The sequence below is a fragment of the Sphingomonas sp. GW821-FHT10C01 genome (assembly GCF_059415525.1).
The window spans coordinates 332,396-353,748 of sequence record NZ_JBWKNK010000004.1; the positions used below are offsets into that span (position 1 = coordinate 332,396).

Annotated in this window: 22 protein-coding genes; 11 read left to right on the forward strand and 11 right to left on the reverse strand. The window is 66.2% G+C overall.

All coding sequences use genetic code 11. The features are described from left to right. Nucleotide 1 precedes the first annotated feature (1 nt). From AC07M1_RS17335 to sdhC, 7 genes are all read right to left on the reverse strand, one after another. On the reverse strand, nucleotides 2–457 hold the full coding sequence (locus AC07M1_RS17335; protein WP_495163874.1) for a PaaI family thioesterase: 456 nt from the start codon (nucleotides 455–457) through the stop codon (nucleotides 2–4). After that, complete coding sequence (locus AC07M1_RS17340) at nucleotides 454–1,407, reverse strand: MBL fold metallo-hydrolase (RefSeq protein ID WP_495163875.1); 954 nt, start codon at nucleotides 1,405–1,407, stop codon at nucleotides 454–456. The genes AC07M1_RS17335 and AC07M1_RS17340 overlap by 4 nt, the downstream gene beginning before the upstream one ends. Beyond that, nucleotides 1,404–2,186 (reverse strand): succinate dehydrogenase iron-sulfur subunit, encoded by a 783-nt coding sequence (locus AC07M1_RS17345; protein ID WP_495163876.1) that lies wholly within the window; start codon nucleotides 2,184–2,186, stop codon nucleotides 1,404–1,406. Before AC07M1_RS17345 ends, AC07M1_RS17340 begins: the two co-directional genes overlap by 4 nt. A gap of 112 nt (nucleotides 2,187–2,298) precedes the next feature. Then, complete coding sequence (locus tag AC07M1_RS17350; RefSeq protein ID WP_495163877.1) at nucleotides 2,299–3,282, reverse strand: C13 family peptidase; 984 nt, start codon at nucleotides 3,280–3,282, stop codon at nucleotides 2,299–2,301. A gap of 83 nt (nucleotides 3,283–3,365) precedes the next feature. Then, nucleotides 3,366–5,168 (reverse strand): succinate dehydrogenase flavoprotein subunit, encoded by a 1,803-nt coding sequence (gene sdhA, locus AC07M1_RS17355; RefSeq protein WP_495163878.1) that lies wholly within the window; start codon nucleotides 5,166–5,168, stop codon nucleotides 3,366–3,368. Then, nucleotides 5,168–5,554, reverse strand: a complete 387-nt coding sequence (gene sdhD / locus AC07M1_RS17360; RefSeq protein WP_495163879.1) for a succinate dehydrogenase, hydrophobic membrane anchor protein — start codon at nucleotides 5,552–5,554, stop codon at nucleotides 5,168–5,170. The genes sdhA and sdhD overlap by 1 nt, the downstream gene beginning before the upstream one ends. Then, nucleotides 5,554–6,024, reverse strand: coding sequence for a succinate dehydrogenase, cytochrome b556 subunit (gene sdhC / locus AC07M1_RS17365; protein WP_495163880.1), 471 nt, complete (start codon nucleotides 6,022–6,024; stop codon nucleotides 5,554–5,556). Before sdhC ends, sdhD begins: the two co-directional genes overlap by 1 nt. 175 nt (nucleotides 6,025–6,199) lie before the next feature. On the opposite strand from sdhC, the gene AC07M1_RS17370 reads away from it, so the two are divergent. The 8 genes from AC07M1_RS17370 to AC07M1_RS17405 all read left to right on the forward strand — a co-directional run bounded on the left by AC07M1_RS17370 (nucleotide 6,200) and on the right by AC07M1_RS17405 (nucleotide 15,665). Then, nucleotides 6,200–7,543 (forward strand): methyl-accepting chemotaxis protein, encoded by a 1,344-nt coding sequence (locus AC07M1_RS17370; protein ID WP_495163906.1) that lies wholly within the window; start codon nucleotides 6,200–6,202, stop codon nucleotides 7,541–7,543. A gap of 19 nt (nucleotides 7,544–7,562) precedes the next feature. Further along, nucleotides 7,563–8,927, forward strand: coding sequence for a methyl-accepting chemotaxis protein (locus tag AC07M1_RS17375; RefSeq protein WP_495163881.1), 1,365 nt, complete (start codon nucleotides 7,563–7,565; stop codon nucleotides 8,925–8,927). A 46-nt stretch (nucleotides 8,928–8,973) separates the two neighbouring features. Continuing rightward, nucleotides 8,974–9,675: an SDR family NAD(P)-dependent oxidoreductase gene (locus AC07M1_RS17380; protein ID WP_495163882.1), complete on the forward strand. Its 702-nt coding sequence runs from the start codon at nucleotides 8,974–8,976 to the stop codon at nucleotides 9,673–9,675. After that, on the forward strand, nucleotides 9,672–10,649 hold the full coding sequence (locus tag AC07M1_RS17385) for a 50S ribosomal protein L11 methyltransferase (protein WP_495163883.1): 978 nt from the start codon (nucleotides 9,672–9,674) through the stop codon (nucleotides 10,647–10,649). The genes AC07M1_RS17380 and AC07M1_RS17385 overlap by 4 nt, the downstream gene beginning before the upstream one ends. Before the next feature lie 106 nt (nucleotides 10,650–10,755). Next, nucleotides 10,756–12,192 (forward strand): efflux transporter outer membrane subunit, encoded by a 1,437-nt coding sequence (locus AC07M1_RS17390; protein ID WP_495163884.1) that lies wholly within the window; start codon nucleotides 10,756–10,758, stop codon nucleotides 12,190–12,192. Further along, nucleotides 12,192–13,595 (forward strand): efflux RND transporter periplasmic adaptor subunit, encoded by a 1,404-nt coding sequence (locus AC07M1_RS17395; protein WP_495163885.1) that lies wholly within the window; start codon nucleotides 12,192–12,194, stop codon nucleotides 13,593–13,595. The genes AC07M1_RS17390 and AC07M1_RS17395 overlap by 1 nt, the downstream gene beginning before the upstream one ends. Then, nucleotides 13,501–14,301, forward strand: coding sequence for an ABC transporter ATP-binding protein (locus AC07M1_RS17400; RefSeq protein ID WP_495163886.1), 801 nt, complete (start codon nucleotides 13,501–13,503; stop codon nucleotides 14,299–14,301). Before AC07M1_RS17395 ends, AC07M1_RS17400 begins: the two co-directional genes overlap by 95 nt. A 155-nt stretch (nucleotides 14,302–14,456) precedes the next feature. Further along, nucleotides 14,457–15,665 carry an ABC transporter permease gene (locus AC07M1_RS17405; protein WP_495163887.1) on the forward strand — a complete coding sequence of 403 codons (1,209 nt, stop codon included), beginning with the start codon at nucleotides 14,457–14,459 and terminating at the stop codon, nucleotides 15,663–15,665. A gap of 1 nt (nucleotide 15,666) precedes the next feature. Here AC07M1_RS17405 and AC07M1_RS17410 read toward each other — a convergent pair whose 3' ends face one another. Genes AC07M1_RS17410 through AC07M1_RS17420 form a run of 3 tightly spaced genes read right to left on the reverse strand, consistent with a single transcriptional unit; the run spans nucleotide 15,667 to nucleotide 17,996 of the window. Beyond that, nucleotides 15,667–16,524, reverse strand: coding sequence for an EamA family transporter (locus AC07M1_RS17410; protein WP_495163888.1), 858 nt, complete (start codon nucleotides 16,522–16,524; stop codon nucleotides 15,667–15,669). Then, nucleotides 16,517–17,089, reverse strand: coding sequence for a nucleotidyltransferase family protein (locus tag AC07M1_RS17415; RefSeq protein ID WP_495163889.1), 573 nt, complete (start codon nucleotides 17,087–17,089; stop codon nucleotides 16,517–16,519). The genes AC07M1_RS17410 and AC07M1_RS17415 overlap by 8 nt, the downstream gene beginning before the upstream one ends. Further along, nucleotides 17,076–17,996 (reverse strand): XdhC family protein, encoded by a 921-nt coding sequence (locus AC07M1_RS17420; RefSeq protein ID WP_495163890.1) that lies wholly within the window; start codon nucleotides 17,994–17,996, stop codon nucleotides 17,076–17,078. The genes AC07M1_RS17415 and AC07M1_RS17420 overlap by 14 nt, the downstream gene beginning before the upstream one ends. A 132-nt stretch (nucleotides 17,997–18,128) precedes the next feature. Between AC07M1_RS17420 and AC07M1_RS17425 the strand changes: the two genes are divergently transcribed. Together AC07M1_RS17425 and AC07M1_RS17430 are read left to right on the forward strand one after the other, a co-directional pair. Further along, nucleotides 18,129–19,112 (forward strand): glycerophosphodiester phosphodiesterase, encoded by a 984-nt coding sequence (locus AC07M1_RS17425; protein WP_495163891.1) that lies wholly within the window; start codon nucleotides 18,129–18,131, stop codon nucleotides 19,110–19,112. A gap of 19 nt (nucleotides 19,113–19,131) precedes the next feature. Beyond that, on the forward strand, nucleotides 19,132–19,428 hold the full coding sequence (locus AC07M1_RS17430) for a hypothetical protein (protein ID WP_495163892.1): 297 nt from the start codon (nucleotides 19,132–19,134) through the stop codon (nucleotides 19,426–19,428). Here the strand turns inward: AC07M1_RS17430 and AC07M1_RS17435 are convergent. After that, a complete protein-coding gene (locus AC07M1_RS17435) occupies nucleotides 19,425–20,144 on the reverse strand; it encodes an alpha/beta fold hydrolase (RefSeq protein ID WP_495163893.1) in 720 nt (239 codons plus the stop codon). The genes AC07M1_RS17430 and AC07M1_RS17435 overlap by 4 nt on opposite strands. A gap of 117 nt (nucleotides 20,145–20,261) precedes the next feature. Between AC07M1_RS17435 and phhA the strand changes: the two genes are divergently transcribed. Beyond that, the gene (phhA, locus tag AC07M1_RS17440; protein ID WP_495163894.1) at nucleotides 20,262–21,128 is read left to right on the forward strand and encodes a phenylalanine 4-monooxygenase; all 867 of its coding nucleotides are present in this window, start codon (nucleotides 20,262–20,264) and stop codon (nucleotides 21,126–21,128) included. Nucleotides 21,129–21,353: the final 225 nt, after the last annotated feature.

Here is a 21,353-nt window from a genome sequence, read left to right on the forward strand (position 1 = left end):
ATCATGATGCCTTGGGCGAGGATTTGCGGACGGTACCGGAGAAACTGGCGAGGACATTGGCGTCCTGCTTGACCAGCCCGCGCATGAACAGCATCCGGCCGGTCTCGCGCAGCAGCTCGACCTCGGCGACGATCGGCTGGCCGATGGTGCTGGTGCCGATGAACTGTGCCGACAGATCGAGTGTCACCGCACCGCCCGCGGAGATCACGCCGAAGCTGCGCGCCGCCGCGAACAGCGCCACGTCCATGAAACCGAGCAGCGCGCCGCCATGGGTAGAATCACGCAGGTTGGAATGTTCCCGCCCCGGCACCATCCGTACCAACGCCTTACCGTCCTCGATCCGCGTCAGGATCGGGCCGAGAAAGGCGTTGAACCGGGTGGGATCGCGCAGCTCCCAGCATTTCCAGCCGGGATGCTCGGGATCGTCGGTGAAGGTGAAATGCGGCTCTTGGCTCATTTGGGGCAGTTCTTGTCCAGTTCGCCGCTGCGGATGCGCTCGACATAATAGGGGATCATGGAGAGTACGCGCAGCTTGTCGGCAGGCGGTGTGCCATCGGGGTGCCAGTCCTGCCACCGATCGGCGCAATAGGTCGCCTTTTCGCTGCCGCGCGCGCAATCGAGAAGGCGAATGAACCGCTGCTTCCATGCATCGAAGCCGCCGCGGTTCATTGGTGTGCCATGCCCCGGGATCAGCATGGTGAATGGTACGGCACCGATCGTCTTGAGTGCCTTGCGCCAGCCGTCGGGGCAGGCGGTGTCGAGGAAAGGGACGGGGTCGGTAACCAGATCGCCGGCGATCAGGACCTTGCTCCTCGGATCGTAGAGCCACACGTCGCCCGCTGTGGCGGCGTGACGGGCCAGATGCAGTTCGATCTTTCGTCCGCCCGCATCGATGGCGCCGTCCTGGCGGACAACATCGTCGGGGCGCAGTTCCTTGCCGCGCTCGAACGTCGCCAGATCGCCGCGTACCTCACTTGCCATCGGTTCGGGGATCTTGCCGGACGCGAGCGCGGGGCGGGCCGAGTCGGCGCTGCGCTTGAGGAAGCCGGTCAGGGCTTCGTCGATCGCATCGCTGGCCGAGACGCGAACGCCGGGATGTTTTGCCTTGAGGGCGAGGTTGCCGCTGACATGATCGAGGTGCCAGTGGGTGTTGACGATCCGCTTGAGCGGCTTGCTGCGCGCGGCGATTGCGGCCTCGACCTTCGCCGTGTGGCTGGCGTGGCGGCCGGTATCGACGAGCAGCAACCCGTCCCGTCCCTCGATCAGCACTGAATTGCCGTCGGGCTGGCGGCCCGGCTCATAGCCACCCTCGATCAGCCAGATGCCGGGTGCGACCGGCTTGGCCTCCTGCGCCGCGGCGGGAACCGCGAACGCGGCCAGCAGGGCGAGGGCGGCGCGCGCTATCAAACGATGCGCTCGGCTTCCATCTTCTTGATCTCCGCGATCGCCTTGGCGGGCGAGAGGCCCTTGGGGCATACATTCGCGCAGTTCATGATCGTGTGGCAGCGATAGAGGCGGAAGGGATCTTCCAACTCGTCCAGACGCTCGCCGGTCGCCTCGTCGCGGCTGTCGGCCAGCCAGCGATAGGCCTGGAGCAGGATCGCCGGGCCGAGGAAGCGGTCGCTATTCCACCAATAGCTCGGGCAGCTGGTCGAGCAGCAGGCGCACAGGATGCACTCGTACATGCCGTCGAGCTTGTTGCGATCCTCCGGCGACTGCAGCCGCTCCTTGCCCGAGGGCGGGGGCGACACGGTCTTCAGCCAGGGCTGGATCGACGCGTATTGCGCGTAGAAATGGGTGAAGTCGGGGACCAGATCCTTGATCACGTCCATCGCGGGCAACGGGGTGATGCGAATGTCGCCCTTGATGTCCTCGATCGCGGTGGTGCAGGCGAGGCCGTTCTTGCCGCCCATGTTCATCGAGCACGAGCCGCAGATGCCTTCACGGCACGAACGGCGGAAGGTCAGGCTCGGATCGACCTCTGATTTGATCTTGATCAGCGCATCGAGAACCATCGGGCCGCAATCGTCGAGGTCGATGGTGAAATTGTCGTAGCGCGGATTCTCGCCCGAGTCGGGATCGTAGCGATAGATGGTGAAGGTCTTGGTGTGGCTCGCGCCGGCCGGTGCCGGGTGGCTCTTGCCCTTCGTGATCCTGCTGTTCTTGGGAAGAGCGAAATCAGCCATGTGAAACCCCGTACCGTGTCTGCGGAGGCGCGGTGCTGCCTCTCGAATTTGGGGGTCAGATACATAAGCGGGGGCGGTGCTGCAAACGCTTCGATAGCGGAGCCGTCAAAGATCAGCGCCGCAGTGCCGCCAAACCCTCCGCGGAAGGGCGCCCGACGGGTTGGGTTGCGGCCTTCGGCATCCGCGCCTCGAGCGGGGCGAGCCACCGCTTCACCTCGTCGCCAATACTCTGCTGCGGCAGCGATGGCTGGAGATTGGCCTGCTGTTCCCAACCCGCGATCAGCCCGAGCGCTTCGGTGACGGCCGGTCCCAGCGGTTGGGGCTTGCGCAGCGCACGGTTGACCAGTGCATCGCCGAAGAAAGTCCAGTCATTCTCGGCAGCGCAGCCGAAGGAGGGGCGGTCGGAGGAGGCTGCGCTGACGATCATCGTCTGCGGACCGGACAGGACGGGCACGAACACGCCAGAATAGCAGGCGCTGACGATCAGCAGGCGCCGGTGGATGCCGAGCGTATCCAGCAGTCTGGCGAGCCGTGTGGGGGAGATCGCGCCATAGCCCTGGTCCCCGTCATTATAGACTACGCCATAGGGCGCGCCGTGGCTGGTGGCATAGAGGATCAGAACATCCTCGGCCGGGTTCATCAGCTCGGCGATGCGGGCGAGCGCGGCTTCGACATGAACCGGCGAGCCCATCGGCAGCGGGCTGGGTGCCGATCCGTCGGTGCCGCCCAGCGTGATCGTGCGGCCCGCGGCGTCGTAGCGGCGCGCCAATACCCTGGCTGCTTCCCGCGCCTCCCGCCCGAACACCGGATCGCTGTCGAGCGCGACCGACAGGACATAGGCGTCGACCACGCCCTTGCGCTGCGGGAGCAGCGGGGCGAGCGCCTTGCTCAGCCGGCGGTGCTCGGCGAGTGCATGGCGGGCGGGGCGGTCACGCTCGATCTGGGTGCCGCCATCGGCCTGCTGGACGACCTCCCACGGCGTCGAGCGGGCGATGCCGGGCGGGGGTGGGGCGGTGTGCTGTGGCGGGGTATATTGCTGCGAGGCCGCGGAAAGCGGCGTCAGCAAGGCGACCAACGGCAGCAACATCGAACGCATCGACTTCCCCCGGAGATGTTCCGGGGAAAGTGAGTGCGTCCTGTGGGATCGTCAAGGTGACGCGGACAGGCGCCCGCGCCCGATCAGTATACCCGTTTCTTCGGCTTGATGTACTCGACCTCGTCGGTGAGCGTGTATTCATGGACCGGGCGATAGTCGATCGACGTCGCGCCGCCCTTGCCGCCCCAGCCTTCGAAGGTGGCGACGCTGTGCTTCATCCAGTTCGCGTCGTCGCGATCCGGGAAGTCCTCGTGCATGTGCGCGCCGCGGCTTTCCTTGCGGTTCTCGGCGCCCTTGATCGTCACCAGCGCCTGGCCGATCAGATTGTCGAGCTCGAGCGTCTCGATCAGGTCGGTGTTCCAGATCAGCGAGCGGTCGGTGACGTCGATGTCCTCCATCCGCTTGTAGACCTGGTCCATGTGGGTAACGCCCTCGGACAGCAGCGCGCTGTCGCGGAACACGGCGCAGTGGCGCTGCATCGTCTTCTGCATGTCCTTGCGGATATCGGCCGTCGACGACCCGCCCTTGGCGTTGCGGAAATGGTCGAGGCGGGTGAGCGCGAACTCCTCCGAACCCTTGGGCAGCGGATTGTGCGGCGTGTTGGGCTTGAGCGTCTCCTTGAGGCGCAGGCCGGTGGCGCGGCCGAACACGACAAGGTCGATCAGGCTGTTGGAGCCGAGGCGGTTGGCGCCATGCACCGACACGCAGGCCGCCTCGCCGACCGCGAACAGGCCGGGGACGACCGCGTCGGGGTTGCCGTCGCGCAGCTGCACGACTTCGCCGTGATAGTTGGTCGGGATGCCGCCCATATTGTAATGGACGGTTGGGACCACCGGCAGCGGCTTCTTGGTCAGGTCGACATTGGCGAAGATCTTGCCGGTCTCGGTGATGCCGGGCAGCCGCTCGGCCAGCACCTTGGGATCGATATGGTCGAGGTGAAGGAAGATATGGTCCTTCTCCTTGCCGACGCCGCGACCCTCGCGGATCTCCATCGCCATCGAGCGCGCAACGACGTCGCGGCTGGCGAGATCCTTGGCCGAGGGGGCGTAGCGCTCCATGAAGCGCTCGCCTTCCGAGTTGGTCAGGTAGCCGCCTTCGCCGCGCGCACCCTCGGTGATCAGCACGCCCGCGCCGTAGATGCCGGTCGGGTGGAACTGGACGAATTCCATGTCTTGCAGCGCGAGGCCCGCGCGCAACGCCATGCCGTTGCCGTCGCCGGTGCAGGTGTGCGCCGAGGTTGCCGACTGATAGACGCGGCCGCCGCCGCCGGTCGCGAGGACGACGGCATGGCTGCGGAAGCGGTGGATCGAACCGTCTTCCATGCACATGGCGATGACGCCGCGGCAGGCACCGTTCTCCATGATCAGGTCGAGCGCGAAATATTCGATGTAGAAGTCCGCGTCATACTTCAGGCTCTGCTGATAGAGCGCGTGGAGCATGGCGTGGCCGGTACGGTCGGCGGCGGCACAGGTGCGCTGCACCGGCGGGCCTTCGCCCATATTCTGCATGTGGCCGCCGAACGGACGCTGATAGATCGTGCCGTTGTCATTGCGGCTGAACGGCACGCCGGCATGTTCCAGCTCGATCACGGCCGCGGGCGCTTCGCGCACCATGTACTCGATCGCGTCCTGGTCGCCGAGCCAGTCGGAACCCTTGACGGTGTCGAACATGTGCCAGGTCCAATGGTCCGGCGAGTTGTTGCCGAGCGAGGCGGCGATGCCGCCCTGTGCCGCAACGGTGTGGCTGCGGGTCGGGAACACCTTTGTGATGCACGCGGTCTTGAGACCGGCCTCGGCGCAGCCCATGGTCGCGCGCAGGCCCGAACCGCCGGCACCCACGACCACCGCATCATAGCTGTGGTCGATGATCTTGTAGGCTGCGGACATTATGCGGCGGCTCCGGTGAGGGAAATCTTGAGGATCGAGAAGATCGCGAAGACCGCGGCGGCGATCGCGAAGAAGTTGAGCAGGGTCATGAAGACGATGCGGCGGGCATCGCGCTCATAATCCTCGATCACGACCTGAAGGCCCATCTTGAGGTGATAGAAGACGCTGATGACGAGCAGGATCATCGGCACCGCTGCGAGCGGCGAGGACAGCCATGCCTGGACGGTGGCGTAATCGAGACTGGGCAGCAGGACGAGGCTGACGATCAGCCACAGCATAAGCGCCAGGTTGGCGCCGGCGGTCAGCCGTTGTTGCCACCAATGATGCGTGCCCTCATGTGCCGATCCGAGACCGCGGACGCGGCCGATGCTGGTTCCGTTGCCCATTATTTCGTCTCCACAACGATCGGCGCGTTCACGACCGGCTTCGCGGTCAGCCGGTCATAGCTCAGATAGCCCCACAGAAGGACGGTCAGTGTGACCGACACGATCATCGTTAGGATCGCGAAATTGCGATTGGCCTTGAGCTCGAACGCCGCGCCCGCATCCAGCACGAAGTGGCGGATGCCGGTCATCATGTGCTGGAAGAAGCTGAGCGTCAGGCCGATGCCCAGGATATAGCCCGCGATATTGGGCGCGCCCGATTTCACCGTCAGCAGGTCCATGAACCAGTCATAGCATTCCTTGCCGCCGGCGAGCGCGCCGAGCCAGGCGAGAAACACGACTGCGCCGACCGTCGCCATGCCGGAGCCGGTGACGCGGTGCAGGATCGAGACCAGCATGTGCGGACCCCATTTCCAGACCTGGAGATGGGGCGAGAGCGGGCGGTTTTCGTTACGGGCGGATGCCAAGGCCAAGGTTCCCCTGTCGAGTTGGGCGCCTAATGAGACAGAGACGCGGTCGATGCAAGCGGGCCGTGGCTAACCAGCCCTTAACAGTTGACCGTTTACCCCAGGCATGAAGGGGGGCGCGAATATCTCACGCCCGTGCGAATCAGATGGGTGAGTCGTGAGCGAAGCCGCGAACAAGCAGATGCCGGCGCCGGAGAGCGTCAGCCCGACGATTGATCTGCGCGCGCGCCTGCGTCTGTTCGATCTGAGCGACGCCGATCTCAAGCTTGCCCAGCAGCTTTGGACGACGATCGAGCCGGATGTCGAGGTGGTTGCCGCCGCGCATTGGAAGCAGTGGCAGCGCCTTCATGATGGGAGCAGGAACTTCCTGCAGAAGGATCATGACCGCATGATCGAACTGGGCGTCGCCTACCTGCGCAACCGCTACACCAACCTGACCGGGCTGGATTGGGTGCAGTCGGCGGAGCGTACGGTCGCGGCGGCCTATGCGCAGGATGTCTCTCTCACCGCGATCCTGTCGATGACCGATGCCGGAGGGCGCGCGACGCTCGACATTCTCAATAAGCGGCTGCCCGCTGGGTCGGCTGAGCTGACGCAACTGATCGACCTGCTGTTTCGCCTCCGCTCAATGGAGTGTGAGGTCTATACCACTCTCTATACCGCCTATGTCGAATTCAGCGCGCGGGCGGCCCGCGATCTGTTGGCTGCCGAGTTTCGTGAATCCATCGGTGCGACGGTCGAACAGGCGACCCGCGGCGGCGAATCGCTGCGTGCACAGGCCGCACTTACTTCCGGTGCGACGCGCGGAATGTTGGGCAAGGCGTCGGAAGTCGCCGCCGCGGCGGAGCAGTCGGCGGTAGCGATGCGCGAGGCGGCGCATACCGCTGCGGGTCTGATCCGCGCGATCGAGGATGCACGGACCGAGGTCGAGGCTGCGGCGGGAATCGCAACGCGCGCGTCGGCGCAGGCCGGCGAAGCGGTGGCGATGAGCGAGATGCTGTCCGACCACGCCAAGTCGATCGAATCGATCCTCGGCCTGATCCGCGACATTGCGGGGCAGACCAACCTTCTTGCACTGAACGCGACGATCGAGGCGGCGCGAGCCGGGGATGCTGGTCGTGGTTTCGCGGTGGTGGCGCAGGAGGTGAAGAGCCTCGCCAACCAGACCGCGCGGGCGACCGACGACATCGCCGCCAAGATCGCCGCGATCCAGTCGGCGACCAAGGGGACGGTCGATACCAATGCCTCGATCCGCGACACGGTGATGGAGGTGCAGGCCAGTGCCGACCGCATCCGCACCGCGATGGAGATCCAGGCCCAGACCGTCACCGCGATCACGGCCGCCGTGGACGAGACCGCGCTTGCCGCCGACTCCATGTCCGCCACCATCGGTGCGATCCGCGAGGATACCGAGTCGGTCGCGAGCGAGATCGACCGGGTCGGACAGGGCTTTGCCGCGCTTGACGGCCAGCTGGGTACTTTGAGGAACAGCGCGGGCGAGTTCGTCGCAAAAGTCGCTGCATAAGAATTACTGGAGAGAATGAATGGCCGGAGCGAAGGAGCTCGGCCAATGGAGCGGCCGCGCCCGTCCCATTGCCGAACGGATCCGGGACTATGACTGGGACGGCGCGATCCGGGAGAGCTGCGCGGAGATCGCCGCGCTGGTCGGTGACGATTTCGAAACCGTGTCGCAGGCCTTTTGGGACCATTATCTTTCGCTCGACGCCACCGCGCATGTCCGTGACTATTTCACCGGGCAGCGGATGCGCGATCAGGTCCGCGCCAGCGCGATCTATATGGCCGCCAAGTTCCAGCGCCCGTTCGATGAGGCGTGGCTCAAAATGGCGTCCAAGCATGCCGACGATGCGCACCGCTCGCGCATCCCGCTTTCGGCGCTGTTGTCGGCCTTTGCCTATGCCCATGCACGCACGCATGGAATGATCCGGGATCGGCTGAGCGACGATCCGGTCCGGTTCGCGCGGCTGGTCGATGTCGCGCAACGCATGTCACTGCTCGAGGCCGACTTCATGGCCTCGCAGCTTGGTGGACGTGACGCCGAGCTGGCGCGCAACGAACGGCGAGCACGGTCCGAACAGTTTCGCGGTGAGATCGCGGGGACGATCGAACTGACCACGACTTTGGGCGCCAAGGTGCGCGATCAGGCGCGGGGCGCGGCGGATTCGACGCGCGGGATGCTGGGCAAGACCTCTGAGGTTGCCGCCGCGGCGGAGCAGTCGGCGGTAGCGATGCGCGAGGCGGCGCATACCGCTGCGGGTCTGATCCGCGCGATCGAGGATGCACGGACCGAGGTCGAGGCTGCGGCGGGAATCGCAACGCGCGCGTCGGCGCAGGCCGGCGAAGCGGTGGCGATGAGCGAGATGCTGTCCGACCACGCCAAGTCGATCGAATCGATCCTAGGCCTGATCCGCGACATTGCGGGGCAGACCAACCTTCTTGCACTGAACGCGACGATCGAGGCGGCGCGAGCCGGGGATGCTGGTCGTGGTTTCGCGGTGGTGGCGCAGGAGGTGAAGAGCCTCGCCAACCAGACCGCGCGGGCGACCGACGACATCGCCGCCAAGATCGCCGCGATCCAGTCGGCGACCAAGGGGACGGTCGATACCAATGCCTCGATCCGCGACACGGTGATGGAGGTGCAGGCCAGTGCCGACCGCATCCGCACCGCGATGGAGATCCAGGCCCAGACCGTCACCGCGATCACGGCCGCCGTGGACGAGACCGCGCTTGCCGCCGACTCCATGTCCGCCACCATCGGCACAATCCGTGAGGACACCAAGGGTATCGCCGACGAGATCGACACGTTGCGGCAGGAGTTCGGCGAGATCGACGAGCGGCTGGTTCAGCTCAAGGACGCCGCCGGCAGCTTCTCGTCCTCGGTTGCGGCATAGATCATCACGGGGTGACGGCGCGGGGCTTCGCCGTTAGTCCAGCCGCATGACGATCAACATTCTAGTCACCGGCGCGAGCCGGGGCATCGGCGCCGCGATCCTGAACGCGCTCGACCTGCCCACCGTCAAGGCGGTGGGGCAGGGGACGTCCAGTGGGATTCCCGCCGACTTCACCGATCCCACTGCGCCGCGAGCGCTGTGGGAGACCGCGCTCGAACAGCTCGACGGGCGGATCGATGTGCTGATCAACAATGCCGGCATCTTCGAAGCCGCACCGGTCGACCTCGACGACGACGAATGGCTCGCGGTGTGGGAGCGGACAATGCAGGTCAATCTGACCGCCGCCGCGCAGCTCTCGCGCCTGGCCGTGCGCCACTGGCACGAGCGCAAACGCGGCGGGCGGATCGTCAACATCGCAAGCCGTGCCGCCTATCGCGGCGACAGTCCGGCGCACTGGCACTATGCGGCGTCCAAGGCGGGGGTGGTCGCCATGACCAAGAGCATCGCCCGCGGTTTCGCGCGCGAAGGCATCCTCGCCTTCGCCATCTGTCCCGGCTTCACCATGACCGGCATGGCCGACGACTATATGGCGAGCCGTGGCGGCGATAAGTTGCTGGCCGACATTCCGCTTGGTCGCGTGGCAATGCCCGAGGAGGTGGCGACGATGGCCCGTTTCTGTGCGCTCGAGGCGCCCGCATCGATGACCGGCGCGGTGCTCGACGTGAATGGCGCGAGCTACGTGCGATGAGCAGCTGGAAGGTTACGCTCCCGTGCACCCGTGACGAGGCGGAGGCGATCGATTTCGAGAGCGCCGAGCTGCTCGGCATCGACCCTGCGCCGGTGCTGCTCACCAGCGAGACGATCCCCGATGATCCGCTCGCCTGGCAGATCGAGGCCTATTTCGAGAGCAAGCCCGGCAAGGCCGAGATCGCGGCGCTGCATGCGCTCGTCCCCAGTGCCGGCAAGGCCAAGCCGGTGGTCGAGAAATTGCCCGACGAGGATTGGGTGACGCTGAGCCAGGCGGGGATCGAGCCGGTGCATGCCGGGCGCTTCTATGTCCATACCGGCACCAATCGCGGTGAGGTGCCTGAAGATGCCAAGACCTTCCTGATCGAGGCCGGACGCGCGTTCGGCACGGGCACCCACGAGACCACCAGCGGCTGTCTGCGCACGCTCGACGGGATGCGTGCACGCGGCGAGGTGGTGCGTAACCTGATCGATGTCGGCACCGGTACCGGGCTGCTCGCCTTCGCCGCGATGCATTTGTGGCCGCGCGCCTATGCCACGGCATCGGATATCGATCCGGTCGCGGTCGAGGTGACGGCGGAGAATGCCGCCGTGAACGGCGTACCGCTGGGTGTCGGCATGGGGCAACTAGCGCTCGCCGCAGCACCGGGGCTGGAGCATCCGTTGCTGCTCAACCGTGCGCCCTATGATCTCATTATCGCCAACGTCCTCGCCGGGCCGTTGATCGAGCTGGCGCCAAGCATCAGCGCGGCACTGGCTCAAGGCGGAACGCTGGTTCTGGCGGGCCTCCTGGAATCGCAGGCTGAACGCGTTGCCAACGCCTACCGCCGCCAGGGACTCCGGCTCGCGGGTCGGACGTCGACGGGCGAATGGCCTGCGCTTCGGCTTCGCAAGCGCGCGCGCTACGGTCAGGACCGAGTCACGCGGCCCGGGCCGGACGGCCTTGGCCTCGCGCCCGGTTTCGGCAGCTGGTAGCGTCCGGAAACCAGATCGTTTCGGGCGCGTTCAGATTGGGCGCGTACAATTTGCGACAATGTTTTGATGGACGTGACCGGCTGACCTGACCAGTTTCGGAGGCATGATGAACCGTCCGACGATACTGATGACGCTCATCGCGCTACCGCTCGCTGGTTGCGCCGCCGGGCCTGACTATCGGCCCAAAGGCGCGTCCGAGCTGGGCGTGCCCCCAGCCTATTCGGTTGAAGCGCGGCAGGAAGCGCAAGCGGATCTTCGCCAGTGGTGGACCGCGTTCGACGATCCGCTGCTCACCCGGCTGGTCGGGGAGGCCGCGACCCAGAATCTCGACGTGGCACAGGCGGTGGCGCGGTTGCGGCAGGCGCGCGAGGCTCTGGTCCAGTCGCGTGCCTCGCTGTTGCCCGGTGTCAGCGCGAGCACCGGCGCGTCGCGGACCGAGGGGGGGGTCGGCCAGTCGGGCGGTAGTTCCAGCTTCTCGCTCGGCGCCGACGTCAATTATCAGGCGGACCTGTTCGGCGGTGCGCGACGCGGGGTCGAAGCGAGTCGAGCGAGCCTTGACGCCAGCGGCTATGACTATGCGACCGTCCTGATCTCCACCCAGGGAGAGATCGCGCGCAACTATATCCTCGCCCGCGCGGCACAGGCTCAGCTCGCCAATGCGCGCGACAGCCTCGCCATCCAAGATGACAATCTGGAGATCGCCGGTTTTCGCGTACAGGCGGGTCTCGTATCTTCGCTGGATCAGGAGCAGGCCCGCTCCAGCCGGGCGCAGACGGCGGCGTCGATCCCCAATATCGAGGCGAGCTACAACAGCGTGGTCTCGCGGCTCGGTGTGCTTACGGGGCAGACGCCCGGCGCGCTCAAGGGCGAGATGGAGGCGGTGCGACCGGTTCCGCAGGGGCCGTCGGCGATCGCGGTCGGTATCCCCGCCGATACGCTGCGCCAGCGCCCCGACGTCCGCTCGGCCGAACGCAACCTCGCCGCCGCGGTGGCCCGAATCGGGGTGAACGAGGCGCAACTCTACCCGTCGCTGTCACTGGGCGGGAGCATCGACGCCGGCGCATCGAACATCGGTAATATCTTCGACATCATCACCGGCCGCGTCTTCGCCAATCTCGCCCAGACGATCTTCGACGCTGGTCGAACCCGATCGCAGGTCCGCTCGGCTCAGGCGGCGGCGGATGGCGCCTTCTACAGCTACAAGCAGACGGTGCTGAGCGCGCTCGAGGATGTCGAAAATGCGATCGTCGCGCTTCAGGCGGCGCAGCGGCGCGAGCGAGAGTTCGTGATCGCGCTCGACGCCGCGAACAACAGCGCAATCCTGTCGCGCAGCTCCTACCGCGTCGGCCTCTCCGATTTCGTGACGCTCAACCAGAGCGAATCCGCGCTGATCTCCGCGCGCAACGGTCTGCTTCAGGCACGTTCGGATCAGGCAACGGCGCTGATCCAGCTTTATCTCGCACTCGGCGGTGGCTGGGACGCGGGCACCATTCCAACGCCGGAGCGCGTCCCCGCGCCGGCCTCCACCAGCGGACAAAACTGATGGCCGAACCAGCGAACCCCAAGCTCGACGAATTCCTCGGCGGCAAGGTGACGCCTGTCTGGCAGCGCTACGCCAAGTGGATATTGCTGGCGCTGGTGGTGATCGCGGTGGCGTTCGGCCTGTGGCGATATTTTGGAAGTAGCGAGCAGGCGGGCTTCGCGACCCAGAAGGTGGAGCGGGGGGCGCTTACCGTGACCGTGTCGGCGACAGGGAAGTTAGCGCCGACCAATCAGGTGCAGGTCGGTTCGGAATTGTCGGGCCTTATCACCAAGGTAGAGGTCGATGTGAACGATCGCGTCACCGCCGGCCAGCCGCTCGCCCTGGTCGACCCATCGCGTCTCGACGACACAATTGAGCAAAGTAAAGCCGCCGTTGCCGCCGCGCAGGCGACCGTCGCGCAGAATCAGGCGACCGTCACGGAGGCGCAATCGCAGCTGGCCCGGTTCCAGGAAGTCAGCCGCCTGTCGGGCGGGCGCGTTCCGGCCAAGACCGAAATGGACAATGCGCGCGCGGCCGTCGCGCGCGCGGTCGCGACGCTGCGCGCCAGCCAGGCGCAGGTGGTGTCGCAGCAGGCGGCGCTGCGATCGAACCAGACCCAGCGGGACAAGGCGATCATCCGTTCGCCCGTCAACGGCGTCGTCCTCGCGCGGCAGATCGATCCCGGCCAGACCGTCGCGGCGTCGTTCAACACGCCGACTTTGTTCGTGATCGCCGAGGATCTGAGCGCGATGGAGCTTGAGGTCGCGATCGACGAGGCGGATGTCGGCCAGGTCAAGGACGGACAGAAGGCGAACTTCACCGTCGATGCCTTCCCCGGCGAAACCTTCCCGGCGGTGATCCGGCGGGTCGATGTCGGTTCCAACCTGTCGGCACAGAGCAGCACATCATCGACTTCGACATCGACCACCAGCGCACAGGTCGTGTCCTATGGCGCCACGCTCAGTGTCGCCAACGCCCAGCAGAAACTGCGTCCGGGCATGACCGCGACGGCGGAGATCGTGACGCTTCAGAAGAACAACGTCCTGCTCGTCCCCAACTCGGCATTGCGCTTCACGCCTACGGCCGCGAATGCGCAGGCGAGCGGCGGCGGCATGGCCGGGGCGCTGGTGCCGCGTGGCGGCCGTCGTGGGCAGGGCGGCGCCACCAAATCCGCGACGATCGGACGCGGCGCGCGCCAGACCGTCTATGTGAAGGGCGCCGACGGCCAGCCCCAGGCGATCGAGGTGACGACCGGCGACACCAACGGGCAGGTGACCGAAATCCTGTCGGGCGACCTCAAGCAAGGGATGGAGGTCATCACCGGCCAATATGCCGGCGAGTCCTCGAGTGGCGGACAGCGCAAGTCCGGCGGTTCGGGCGGCGGCCAGCGGCGGCAAGGCGGCGGGGGCGCGACGGGTGGCTGACGCCGATCCGATCATCCGCCTGCGCAACATCACCAAGGTGTTCGGTGAGGGTGCGACCGCGTTCCAGGCGCTCAAGGGCGTCGACCTCGACATTGCCGAGCGCGATTTCGTCGCGGTGATGGGACCGTCGGGATCGGGCAAGTCGACGACGATGAACATCCTCGGCTGCCTCGACGTGCCGACCAGTGGGGAATTCCTGTTCAAGGGCGTGCATATCGAGACGCTCGACCGCGACCAGCGCGCGCTGGTGCGGCGCAAGTATCTCGGCTTCGTGTTTCAGGGGTTCAACCTGCTCTCGCGCACCAACGCGCTGGAGAATGTCGAACTGCCGCTGCTCTATCGCGGCGAGGACAAGAAGGTGCGGCGCGAGCTGGGCATGGCGGCGCTCGACAAGGTCGGCCTCGCCGACTGGTGGGACCATACCCCGGCGGAACTGTCGGGCGGCCAGCAGCAGCGGGTTGCCATCGCTCGCGCGATCGTCACCAGCCCGGCGGTGCTGTTGGCGGACGAGCCGACCGGCAACCTCGATTCCGCCCGATCGGTCGAGATCATGGAATTACTCACCAGCCTCAACAAGGACAGCGGCATCACCGTGCTGATGGTGACGCACGAACCCGACATGGCCGCGTTCGCCCACACCATCGTCCACTTCAAGGACGGGCTGGTCGAGCGGACCGAGGTTGGGAACGGGAAGGTGATGGCGTGAGCGGCACTTCTTCATTCCGCCCCCGGAGGGGGAGGGGGACCGGCGAAGCTGGTGGAGGGGTATTCGCCTCACGCGATGTCGCTTGCCGAAACTACCCCTCCACCGCCTGCGGCGGTTCCCCTCCCCCTCCGGGGGCGGAATTGGATTTTCGCTAGATGCTCGGTACCACCTTCACCCTCGCGATCCGGTCGATCCTGCGGCACAAGCTGCGCTCGTTCCTCACCACGCTCGGCATCATCATCGGCGTCGCGGCGGTGGTGGCGATGGTGACGTTGGGCAAGGCGACGACAGCCGCCGTGCAGCAGCAGATCGCCAGCCTTGGCACCAACATCCTCCAGGTGCGGCCCGGCCAGGGTTTCGGGCGCGGCGGCGGCGGCCCGCGACCACCCGATTTCGAAGAGGCGGACGTCGAGGCGGTGAAGGAGCAGATCGCCGGTGTCACCGCGGTCGCCCCACAGGCACAGACCACGGGCACCGCGATCCATGAAGGCGCCAACTGGTCGACCACCGTCAACGGCACCAACAACGACTTCTTCAAGGTCCAGCCCTGGCCGCTGACCGCCGGGCGGACCTTCTCGCCGGCAGAGGAAGCGGCGGGCAAGTCGGTGTGCATCATCGGCAATACGGTGCGCCAGAACCTGTTCCGCGGCACCCCGGCCGTCGGCCAGCGGATGCGCGTCAACAATGTGTCGTGCGACGTGATCGGCACCCTGTCGACCCGCGGCCAGGCCGGATTCGGCGGCGATCAGGACGATGTCATCATCATGCCGATCAAGATGGTGCAGCGGCGCTTCACCGGCAATCGCGACATCCGGTTGATGCTGGTGGGCGTCGATCAGGCTTATAGCAGCGCGCAGGTTCAGTCCTCGCTGAGCGACCTGCTGCGCGAACGGCGGCGGATCGAGCCGGGCGCGGAGGATAATTTCAACATCTTCGACACCGCGCAGATCAGTGCGACGCTGACGGGCACCACGACCCTGCTGACCCAGATCGTCGCGGCGGTGGCGGGAATCAGCCTGATCGTCGGCGGGATCGGCATCATGAACATCATGCTGGTGTCGGTGACCGAGCGGACGCGCGAGATCGGCATCCGCCTTGCCATCGGCGCGATCGCGAGCGAGGTGCTGCTGCAATTCCTGGTCGAGGCGATCGTGTTGTCGATGCTGGGCGGGGTCATCGGCCTGGCACTCGCGCAGCTGGTGATCGCGATCATCACACCGCTGATGCAGGTGCCGTGGACCTTCGATCTTCAGATCAATGTCATCGCGTTCCTGATCTCCGCGGCGATCGGCGTGGTGTTCGGCTTCTTCCCGGCGCGGCGCGCGGCGAGCCTCAACCCGATCGACGCGCTGCGGCACGAGTAACTCACCCGAACTGGAGCAGCACCAGCCCGCCCGCGAGCGCGATGGCGGCGAGGATGCGGCGTTGGCCCAGCCCCTCGCCCAGGAAGCGCGCGCCGATCAGCGCGGCCCATACCACCGCGGTCTCACGCAGCGCCGAGACCTTGGCGACCTCGATCAGCGAATAGGCGTAGAGCGCCGCCCCGAACGACGCGATCGACAGCGCGCCTGCGATGGCACCGGTGCGCCAGGTTTCGGCGATGGCGCGGCGCAGCTCGCGCCGGCGCAGGATCAGCGCGGTGGTGGTCACGCAGATCGCGTCGAGCATGAACAGCCAGACGATATAGGTGAAGGGATCGGGCGCGACGCGCACGCCGCGCGCGTCGGTCATGTTGTAGAGTGCGACTCCCAGCGCGGTCGCCAATGCCCAGCCCATCGCCGCCTTGTCGGGATGCGCGCGCAGCGACACGCCGCGTGCGGGCAGGGCGAACACGATTACCGCCCCGGTCGCGATGACCAGGCCTACCCAGCCGATTGCGGGCAGATGCTCGCGCAAGACGAGCACGGCGAATCCTGCCGTCAGGAGCGGAGCGGCGCCGCGCATGATCGGGAAGACCAGGCTCAATTCGCCGCGCTGCATCGCGCGGATCAGGCAGATCTGGTAGAAGAAATGCGCCGGGATCGCCCAGGCGAGCGCCTGCCATGTGGCGGCGTCGGGCAGGGGAACGGTCAGCGCGAAGGGCGCGACCAGCAGCGCCGCGATCGACGACAAGGTCGCGCGGCCGACCAAGATGTCCTGCCCCTTCTTCACCGCGGTATTGGCGAGCGCCAGCGTCAGCGCCGAGAACAGCCCCAGTGCGATCGCCAGCGCCTGATTATCCATTGCTGAGCTTCGCCAGATCCTCGGGCGTATCGATATCCACCAACTCGGCGGCGGATGTCACGACGCGGTGACCTTGTTTGATCAGGTCACGCGCGCCCGCGTCCCCCTCGCCGCGCAGCAGCGCGTCGAAATGCGCGCGGCTGAACAAAGCCGGCGGGCACGGAATGATCCCATCGCTCGATGCGACGATCGCGTCCGGCCCGTCGGCGCGATCGAGCAGGCGGTGGATATGCGTCGCGGTGACGCGCGGCATATCGGCAAGCGCGATCAGTACCGTCTCCGCACCGTTGTCGATCGCGGCCTTTACGCCGAGCCGCAGCGATCGGCTCATTCCCGCTTCCGGATCGTCGTTGCGCACCACGCGATAGCCGTGCGCGGCGAGGTCGAGCTTCGTCTGTGAGATCACCGCGATCCGCTCGCGGAACGGCATCGTCTCCAGTGTGGCGACGACATGCAGTCCCAGCGGGCGGCCCAGATAGGGCGCCATCAGTTTGTCCTGCGCGCCGAACCGCTGCGAGCGCCCTGCGGCGAGCAGCACCAATGCGAGCTGCTCAGCCCGGATCATGCAGGCGCCTGACCATCCCCGCCGCGATCGACAATGCGATTTCCGCCGGGCCAATCGCGCCGATATCGATCCCGGCTGGGCCATCGATCCGGTCGATCTGGGCCACGGTCAGTCCCGCGTCGGCCAAGCGGGCTCGCCGCGCCGCATGGCTTTTGCGCGATCCCAATGCGGCGACATAGCCGGCGCCGCCATTCAGCGCGGCAATCAGCGCGGGATCGTCGATCTTGGGATCGTGGCTCAGCGTCACCACGGCGGTCGCGCCATCGGGTCTCAGCGCGGCTACCGCCGCGTCGGGCCAGCGGTCATCGAGGGTGACGCCGGGAAAACGCTCGGGCGTCAGAAACCGCCCGCGCGGATCGATCACCACGGTGGCGATCCCCAGCTCGCGCGCAAGCCCGGCCAGCACTTGCGCGATCTGCACGGCGCCGACGATCAGCAAGCGGCGCGGCGGTTCGTAGCGATTGACGAAGGTGTTGCCTGCCACTGGTTCGGTGCCGCTGCGTCCACTCGTTAGGTTGGTGACGATATCCAGCCCCCGGCCGTCCGAGCGGACGGTTGCAATCGCCTCGAACAATGCGGGATCGAACCCGTCGGGTGCCACCGGCTGCACCATTACTTCGATCTCGCCGCCACAGGGCAGGCCGACTTCCCAAGCCGCTGCATCGGCCACGCCATAGCGCCGCCGCTGAAATCCGGCGCCGCCGATCACCTGTGCCGCGACCGTCAGGATATCCGCCTCGACGCACCCGCCCGACACCGATCCCTCGAATCGTCCATCGCCATGCACCAGCAGATGCGATCCGCGCGGGCGCGGCGCCGATCCCCAGGTCGAGACGACGGTGGCCAGCGCCATCGGCTGCCCCGCCCAGGCTCGCGCCGCCGCGATCACGCTGTCGTTGTCCGCCATTGCCTCTAGACTGTCATCCGAATCGATTAGCCGGTCCTGCTTTCACAGGGAGATAAGGCGATGCCGGGCATGTGGCGAGCCGCGCTTGCATTGATTATGGTCGCGGTTCCCGCTGCCGCGAAGGATGCGATCATGCCCGCCGCCAAACCGATCGTCATCGCGCACCGCGGCGCCAGCGGCGAGCGGCCCGAACATACGCTCGCCTCGTACGAGCTCGCGATCGAACAGGGCGCCGACTTCATCGAACCCGATCTGGTGATGACCAAGGACGGTCATCTGGTCGCCCGGCACGAGAATGACATCACCGATACCACCGATGTGTCGTCTCGCGCCGAGTTCAGGGACCGCAAGACCAGCAAGACGATCGACGGCACCAAGCATACCGGCTGGTTCACCGAGGATTTCACGCTTGCCGAGTTGAAGACGCTGCGCGCGAAGGAACGCCTCCCGCTGCTCCGCCGCGGCAACACCAAGTTCGACGGGCAGTTCGAGGTGCCGACGCTGGGCGAGGTGATCGCGCTGGCCAAGTCCGCTTCGACGCGGACCGGCCGCACCATCGGCATCTATCCCGAGACCAAGCACCCGACCTATTTCGCCTCGATCGGTTTGCCGCTGGAAGCGGTGCTGGTGGCGGAGCTCAAGGCGGCGGGCTGGGACCGCGCCGATGCGCCCGTGTTCATCCAGTCGTTCGAGGTGAACAACCTCAAGGCGCTGAAGCGGATGACCAGCATCCCGCTGATCCAGCTGATGGACGCCGATGGCGGCCCGGCCGATGGCGCGCGGCCCAGCTACGCGGCGATGACCACGCCCGAGGGGCTGAAGGCGGTCGCCGCCTATGCCAGCGGGATCGGCCCCAACAAGGCGATGGTGGTGAAGGCCGACGGCACCGTCACGCCGCTGGTGGCGGACGCCCATGCGGCAGGCCTGAAAGTTCATCCCTGGACCTTCCGGGCCGAGAATTTCTTCCTGCCCTCGGGCTTGCGCGTCGGGATCAATCCCGCTGGTCATGGACGGCTGGGTGAGGAGATTTCACGCCATCTCGCCGCCGGGGTGGATGGCTTTTTCACCGATTTCCCCTATCAGGGCGTCGAGGCGCGTGATCGGCATGTACGCTGATCGGCCAGGAGACAGCGTGATGCGCAAGGGTCTGATTTTCTTCGTTGCCGCACTGCCGCTGTTGACGGGCGGCTGTCTGGTCAAGGCCGCCGCCGATGTCGTCACCGCGCCGGTCAAGGTGGTGGGCAAGACCGCCGATTGGGCGACCACCAGCCAGGACGAAGCCGATCGCAACGCCGGGCGCAAACTGCGTGAGCAGGAGGCTCGCGAAGGGCGTGAGCGCCAGGCGCACGAAAAGGCCTGTCGCAAGGATCCAGAAAGTTGCGGCCCCTATCAGGGTTACCGCGCCGGCGATCCCGAACCCCGGAAGAATTAGGCGTCCACGCCGCCCAGCGTGTCGGCGATGGCGCGCAGCACCTCGGGCTTCATCTGTACCCACAGATGCGAGCTGACGACCTCGATCGATCGGGCGTCGCCCGTCGCTTCCTCGTGACAGCACATCCCGTTGACCAGCCCGTCGCTGCGGCTCCAGATCGCGGTGGCCGGGACGGGAAGGGGCGTCGCCGCCTCCTCCAGCCACGCGCGCACCGCCGGATCGTCCGAACGCTGCCCGCACGCCAGCTCGAACACGCGCCACACATTGGTCGCCTTGGGCAGCCCGGCAAAGGGTGAGCTGACGGTGATCACCTCGCGTACCAGTTCGGGGTGCCGGTGCGCCGCGACCCGCGCCATGATCCCACCCAGGCTGACGCCGATCAGCGTGACTTTCTCGCCCGTTTCCGCATGGATCGCCGCGATCCGCTCGAACAGCCGCTCGCCCTCCATGCCGATCACGCGCGGCCCGAAATTGCGGCCCAGTTCCCACGGCAGCGCGCGATAGCCCAGCGCGTCGAGATAGTGGCGCATGACGAAGTTCGACATGTCGCTATTGACCAGTCCCGGCAGCAGCATCACGGGCCGGCCGTCGCCGCGTGGCGCCTGCATCAGTTCGGGCCAGGCAAAGGGCAGGGTGGACAGGCCCCATGCCGCGCGGGGCCATTCGGCGAGCATCACCGACATCGGCGGGGCTTTGGCTTCGGTGTTCAGCGTCATCCAGTCACTCTCGACCGAGATAGGCTCGCACACACATTTATCCAGCGTGGCGGTGCAACTATCTAGTTTCCGTTGTTACTTCTTTCCGTGGCGATCGGGTCCATGCTATAGGGAGGAATGATGAATGAAACCCATGTTCTTGACCGCCCGCCAGAGGGTGCGGCGGCCGACTGGACGATCCCGCAGGATTGGGACGCTTTCACGGCAGAGGAACATGCCGTGTGGGACACGCTGTTCGAACGCCAGATCAAGCTGCTGCCCGGCCGCGCGTCCAAGGCGTATCTGCATGGCCTCGACCTGCTCAAGCTTTCCGACGGCGGCATTCCGAATTTCGAGGAATTGTCCGAGCGGCTGATGAAGCTCACCGGCTGGCAGGTCGTCGCCGTGCCCGGTCTGGTCCCGGACGATGTGTTCTTCGACCACATGGCCAATCGCCGCTTCGTCGCGGGCAATTTCATCCGCCGACCCGATCAGCTCGACTATCTGCAGGAACCGGACGTGTTCCACGACGTGTTCGGTCATGTGCCGATGCTCGCCGATCCGGTCTTCGCCGATTACATGGAGGCTTATGGTCGTGGCGGCGGTCGGGCGATGGAGCTCGGCGCACTCAAGCAGCTTTCGCGCCTCTATTGGTACACGGTCGAGTTCGGGCTGATCGAGGAAGCGGGCGAGCTGCGCATCTATGGCTCGGGCATCGTGTCCAGCTCCGCCGAGAGCCATTTCGCGCTCGAGAGCAACAGCCCCAACCGCATCGGCTTCGATCTCAAGCGGGTGATGCGGACGGAGTACCGGATCGACGATTTCCAGCAGAATTATTTCGTCATCCCCAGCTTCGAAACGCTGCTCCAGGCGACGGTCGAAACCGATTTCGCGCCGCTCTATGGCGAGATCCTGGCCCAGCCCGACATCTCCGTCGCCGAGCTTGTGGAGGGCGATCAGGTGATCACCCATGGCACGCAGGAATATGCCAATTCCAAGGCCTGATCCGCACGGACCTTTGTCTGAGATCGCTATCACGGCAGCTTAAGGTCGCGAAAGCGCTGTTGGCGTTGCCTTTTCCGGGCCGGAAACTACAGCTCCGGCCTCGAGAGGAGAGGCAATGACCGGCGAGATTCATCCAGTTCCCGCAGAATGGGCGAAGGAGGCGCGTTACGACGCGTCGGGGTATGAGCGGCTCTATGGGCGCTCGATCGCCGATCCCGGGAGTTT

Bases quoted from the DNA above. Each gene is read 5' to 3' on its own strand.
- AC07M1_RS17335 (WP_495163874.1), bottom strand. From the start codon at position 457: ATGAGCCAAGAGCCGCATTTCACCTTCACCGACGATCCCGAGCATCCC.
- AC07M1_RS17345 (WP_495163876.1), bottom strand. From the start codon at position 2,186: ATGGCTGATTTCGCTCTTCCCAAGAACAGCAGGATCACGAAGGGCAAG.
- AC07M1_RS17350 (WP_495163877.1), bottom strand. From the start codon at position 3,282: ATGCGTTCGATGTTGCTGCCGTTGGTCGCCTTGCTGACGCCGCTTTCC.
- sdhA (WP_495163878.1), bottom strand. From the start codon at position 5,168: ATGTCCGCAGCCTACAAGATCATCGACCACAGCTATGATGCGGTGGTC.
- sdhD (WP_495163879.1), bottom strand. From the start codon at position 5,554: ATGGGCAACGGAACCAGCATCGGCCGCGTCCGCGGTCTCGGATCGGCA.
- AC07M1_RS17370 (WP_495163906.1), top strand. From the start codon at position 6,200: ATGCCGGCGCCGGAGAGCGTCAGCCCGACGATTGATCTGCGCGCGCGC.
- AC07M1_RS17375 (WP_495163881.1), top strand. From the start codon at position 7,563: ATGGCCGGAGCGAAGGAGCTCGGCCAATGGAGCGGCCGCGCCCGTCCC.
- AC07M1_RS17380 (WP_495163882.1), top strand. From the start codon at position 8,974: ATGACGATCAACATTCTAGTCACCGGCGCGAGCCGGGGCATCGGCGCC.
- AC07M1_RS17385 (WP_495163883.1), top strand. From the start codon at position 9,672: ATGAGCAGCTGGAAGGTTACGCTCCCGTGCACCCGTGACGAGGCGGAG.
- AC07M1_RS17390 (WP_495163884.1), top strand. From the start codon at position 10,756: ATGAACCGTCCGACGATACTGATGACGCTCATCGCGCTACCGCTCGCT.
- AC07M1_RS17395 (WP_495163885.1), top strand. From the start codon at position 12,192: ATGGCCGAACCAGCGAACCCCAAGCTCGACGAATTCCTCGGCGGCAAG.
- AC07M1_RS17400 (WP_495163886.1), top strand. From the start codon at position 13,501: ATGCCGGCGAGTCCTCGAGTGGCGGACAGCGCAAGTCCGGCGGTTCGG.
- AC07M1_RS17405 (WP_495163887.1), top strand. From the start codon at position 14,457: ATGCTCGGTACCACCTTCACCCTCGCGATCCGGTCGATCCTGCGGCAC.
- AC07M1_RS17410 (WP_495163888.1), bottom strand. From the start codon at position 16,524: ATGGATAATCAGGCGCTGGCGATCGCACTGGGGCTGTTCTCGGCGCTG.
- AC07M1_RS17415 (WP_495163889.1), bottom strand. From the start codon at position 17,089: ATGATCCGGGCTGAGCAGCTCGCATTGGTGCTGCTCGCCGCAGGGCGC.
- AC07M1_RS17420 (WP_495163890.1), bottom strand. From the start codon at position 17,996: ATGGCGGACAACGACAGCGTGATCGCGGCGGCGCGAGCCTGGGCGGGG.
- AC07M1_RS17425 (WP_495163891.1), top strand. From the start codon at position 18,129: ATGCCCGCCGCCAAACCGATCGTCATCGCGCACCGCGGCGCCAGCGGC.
- AC07M1_RS17430 (WP_495163892.1), top strand. From the start codon at position 19,132: ATGCGCAAGGGTCTGATTTTCTTCGTTGCCGCACTGCCGCTGTTGACG.
- AC07M1_RS17435 (WP_495163893.1), bottom strand. From the start codon at position 20,144: ATGACGCTGAACACCGAAGCCAAAGCCCCGCCGATGTCGGTGATGCTC.
- phhA (WP_495163894.1), top strand. From the start codon at position 20,262: ATGATGAATGAAACCCATGTTCTTGACCGCCCGCCAGAGGGTGCGGCG.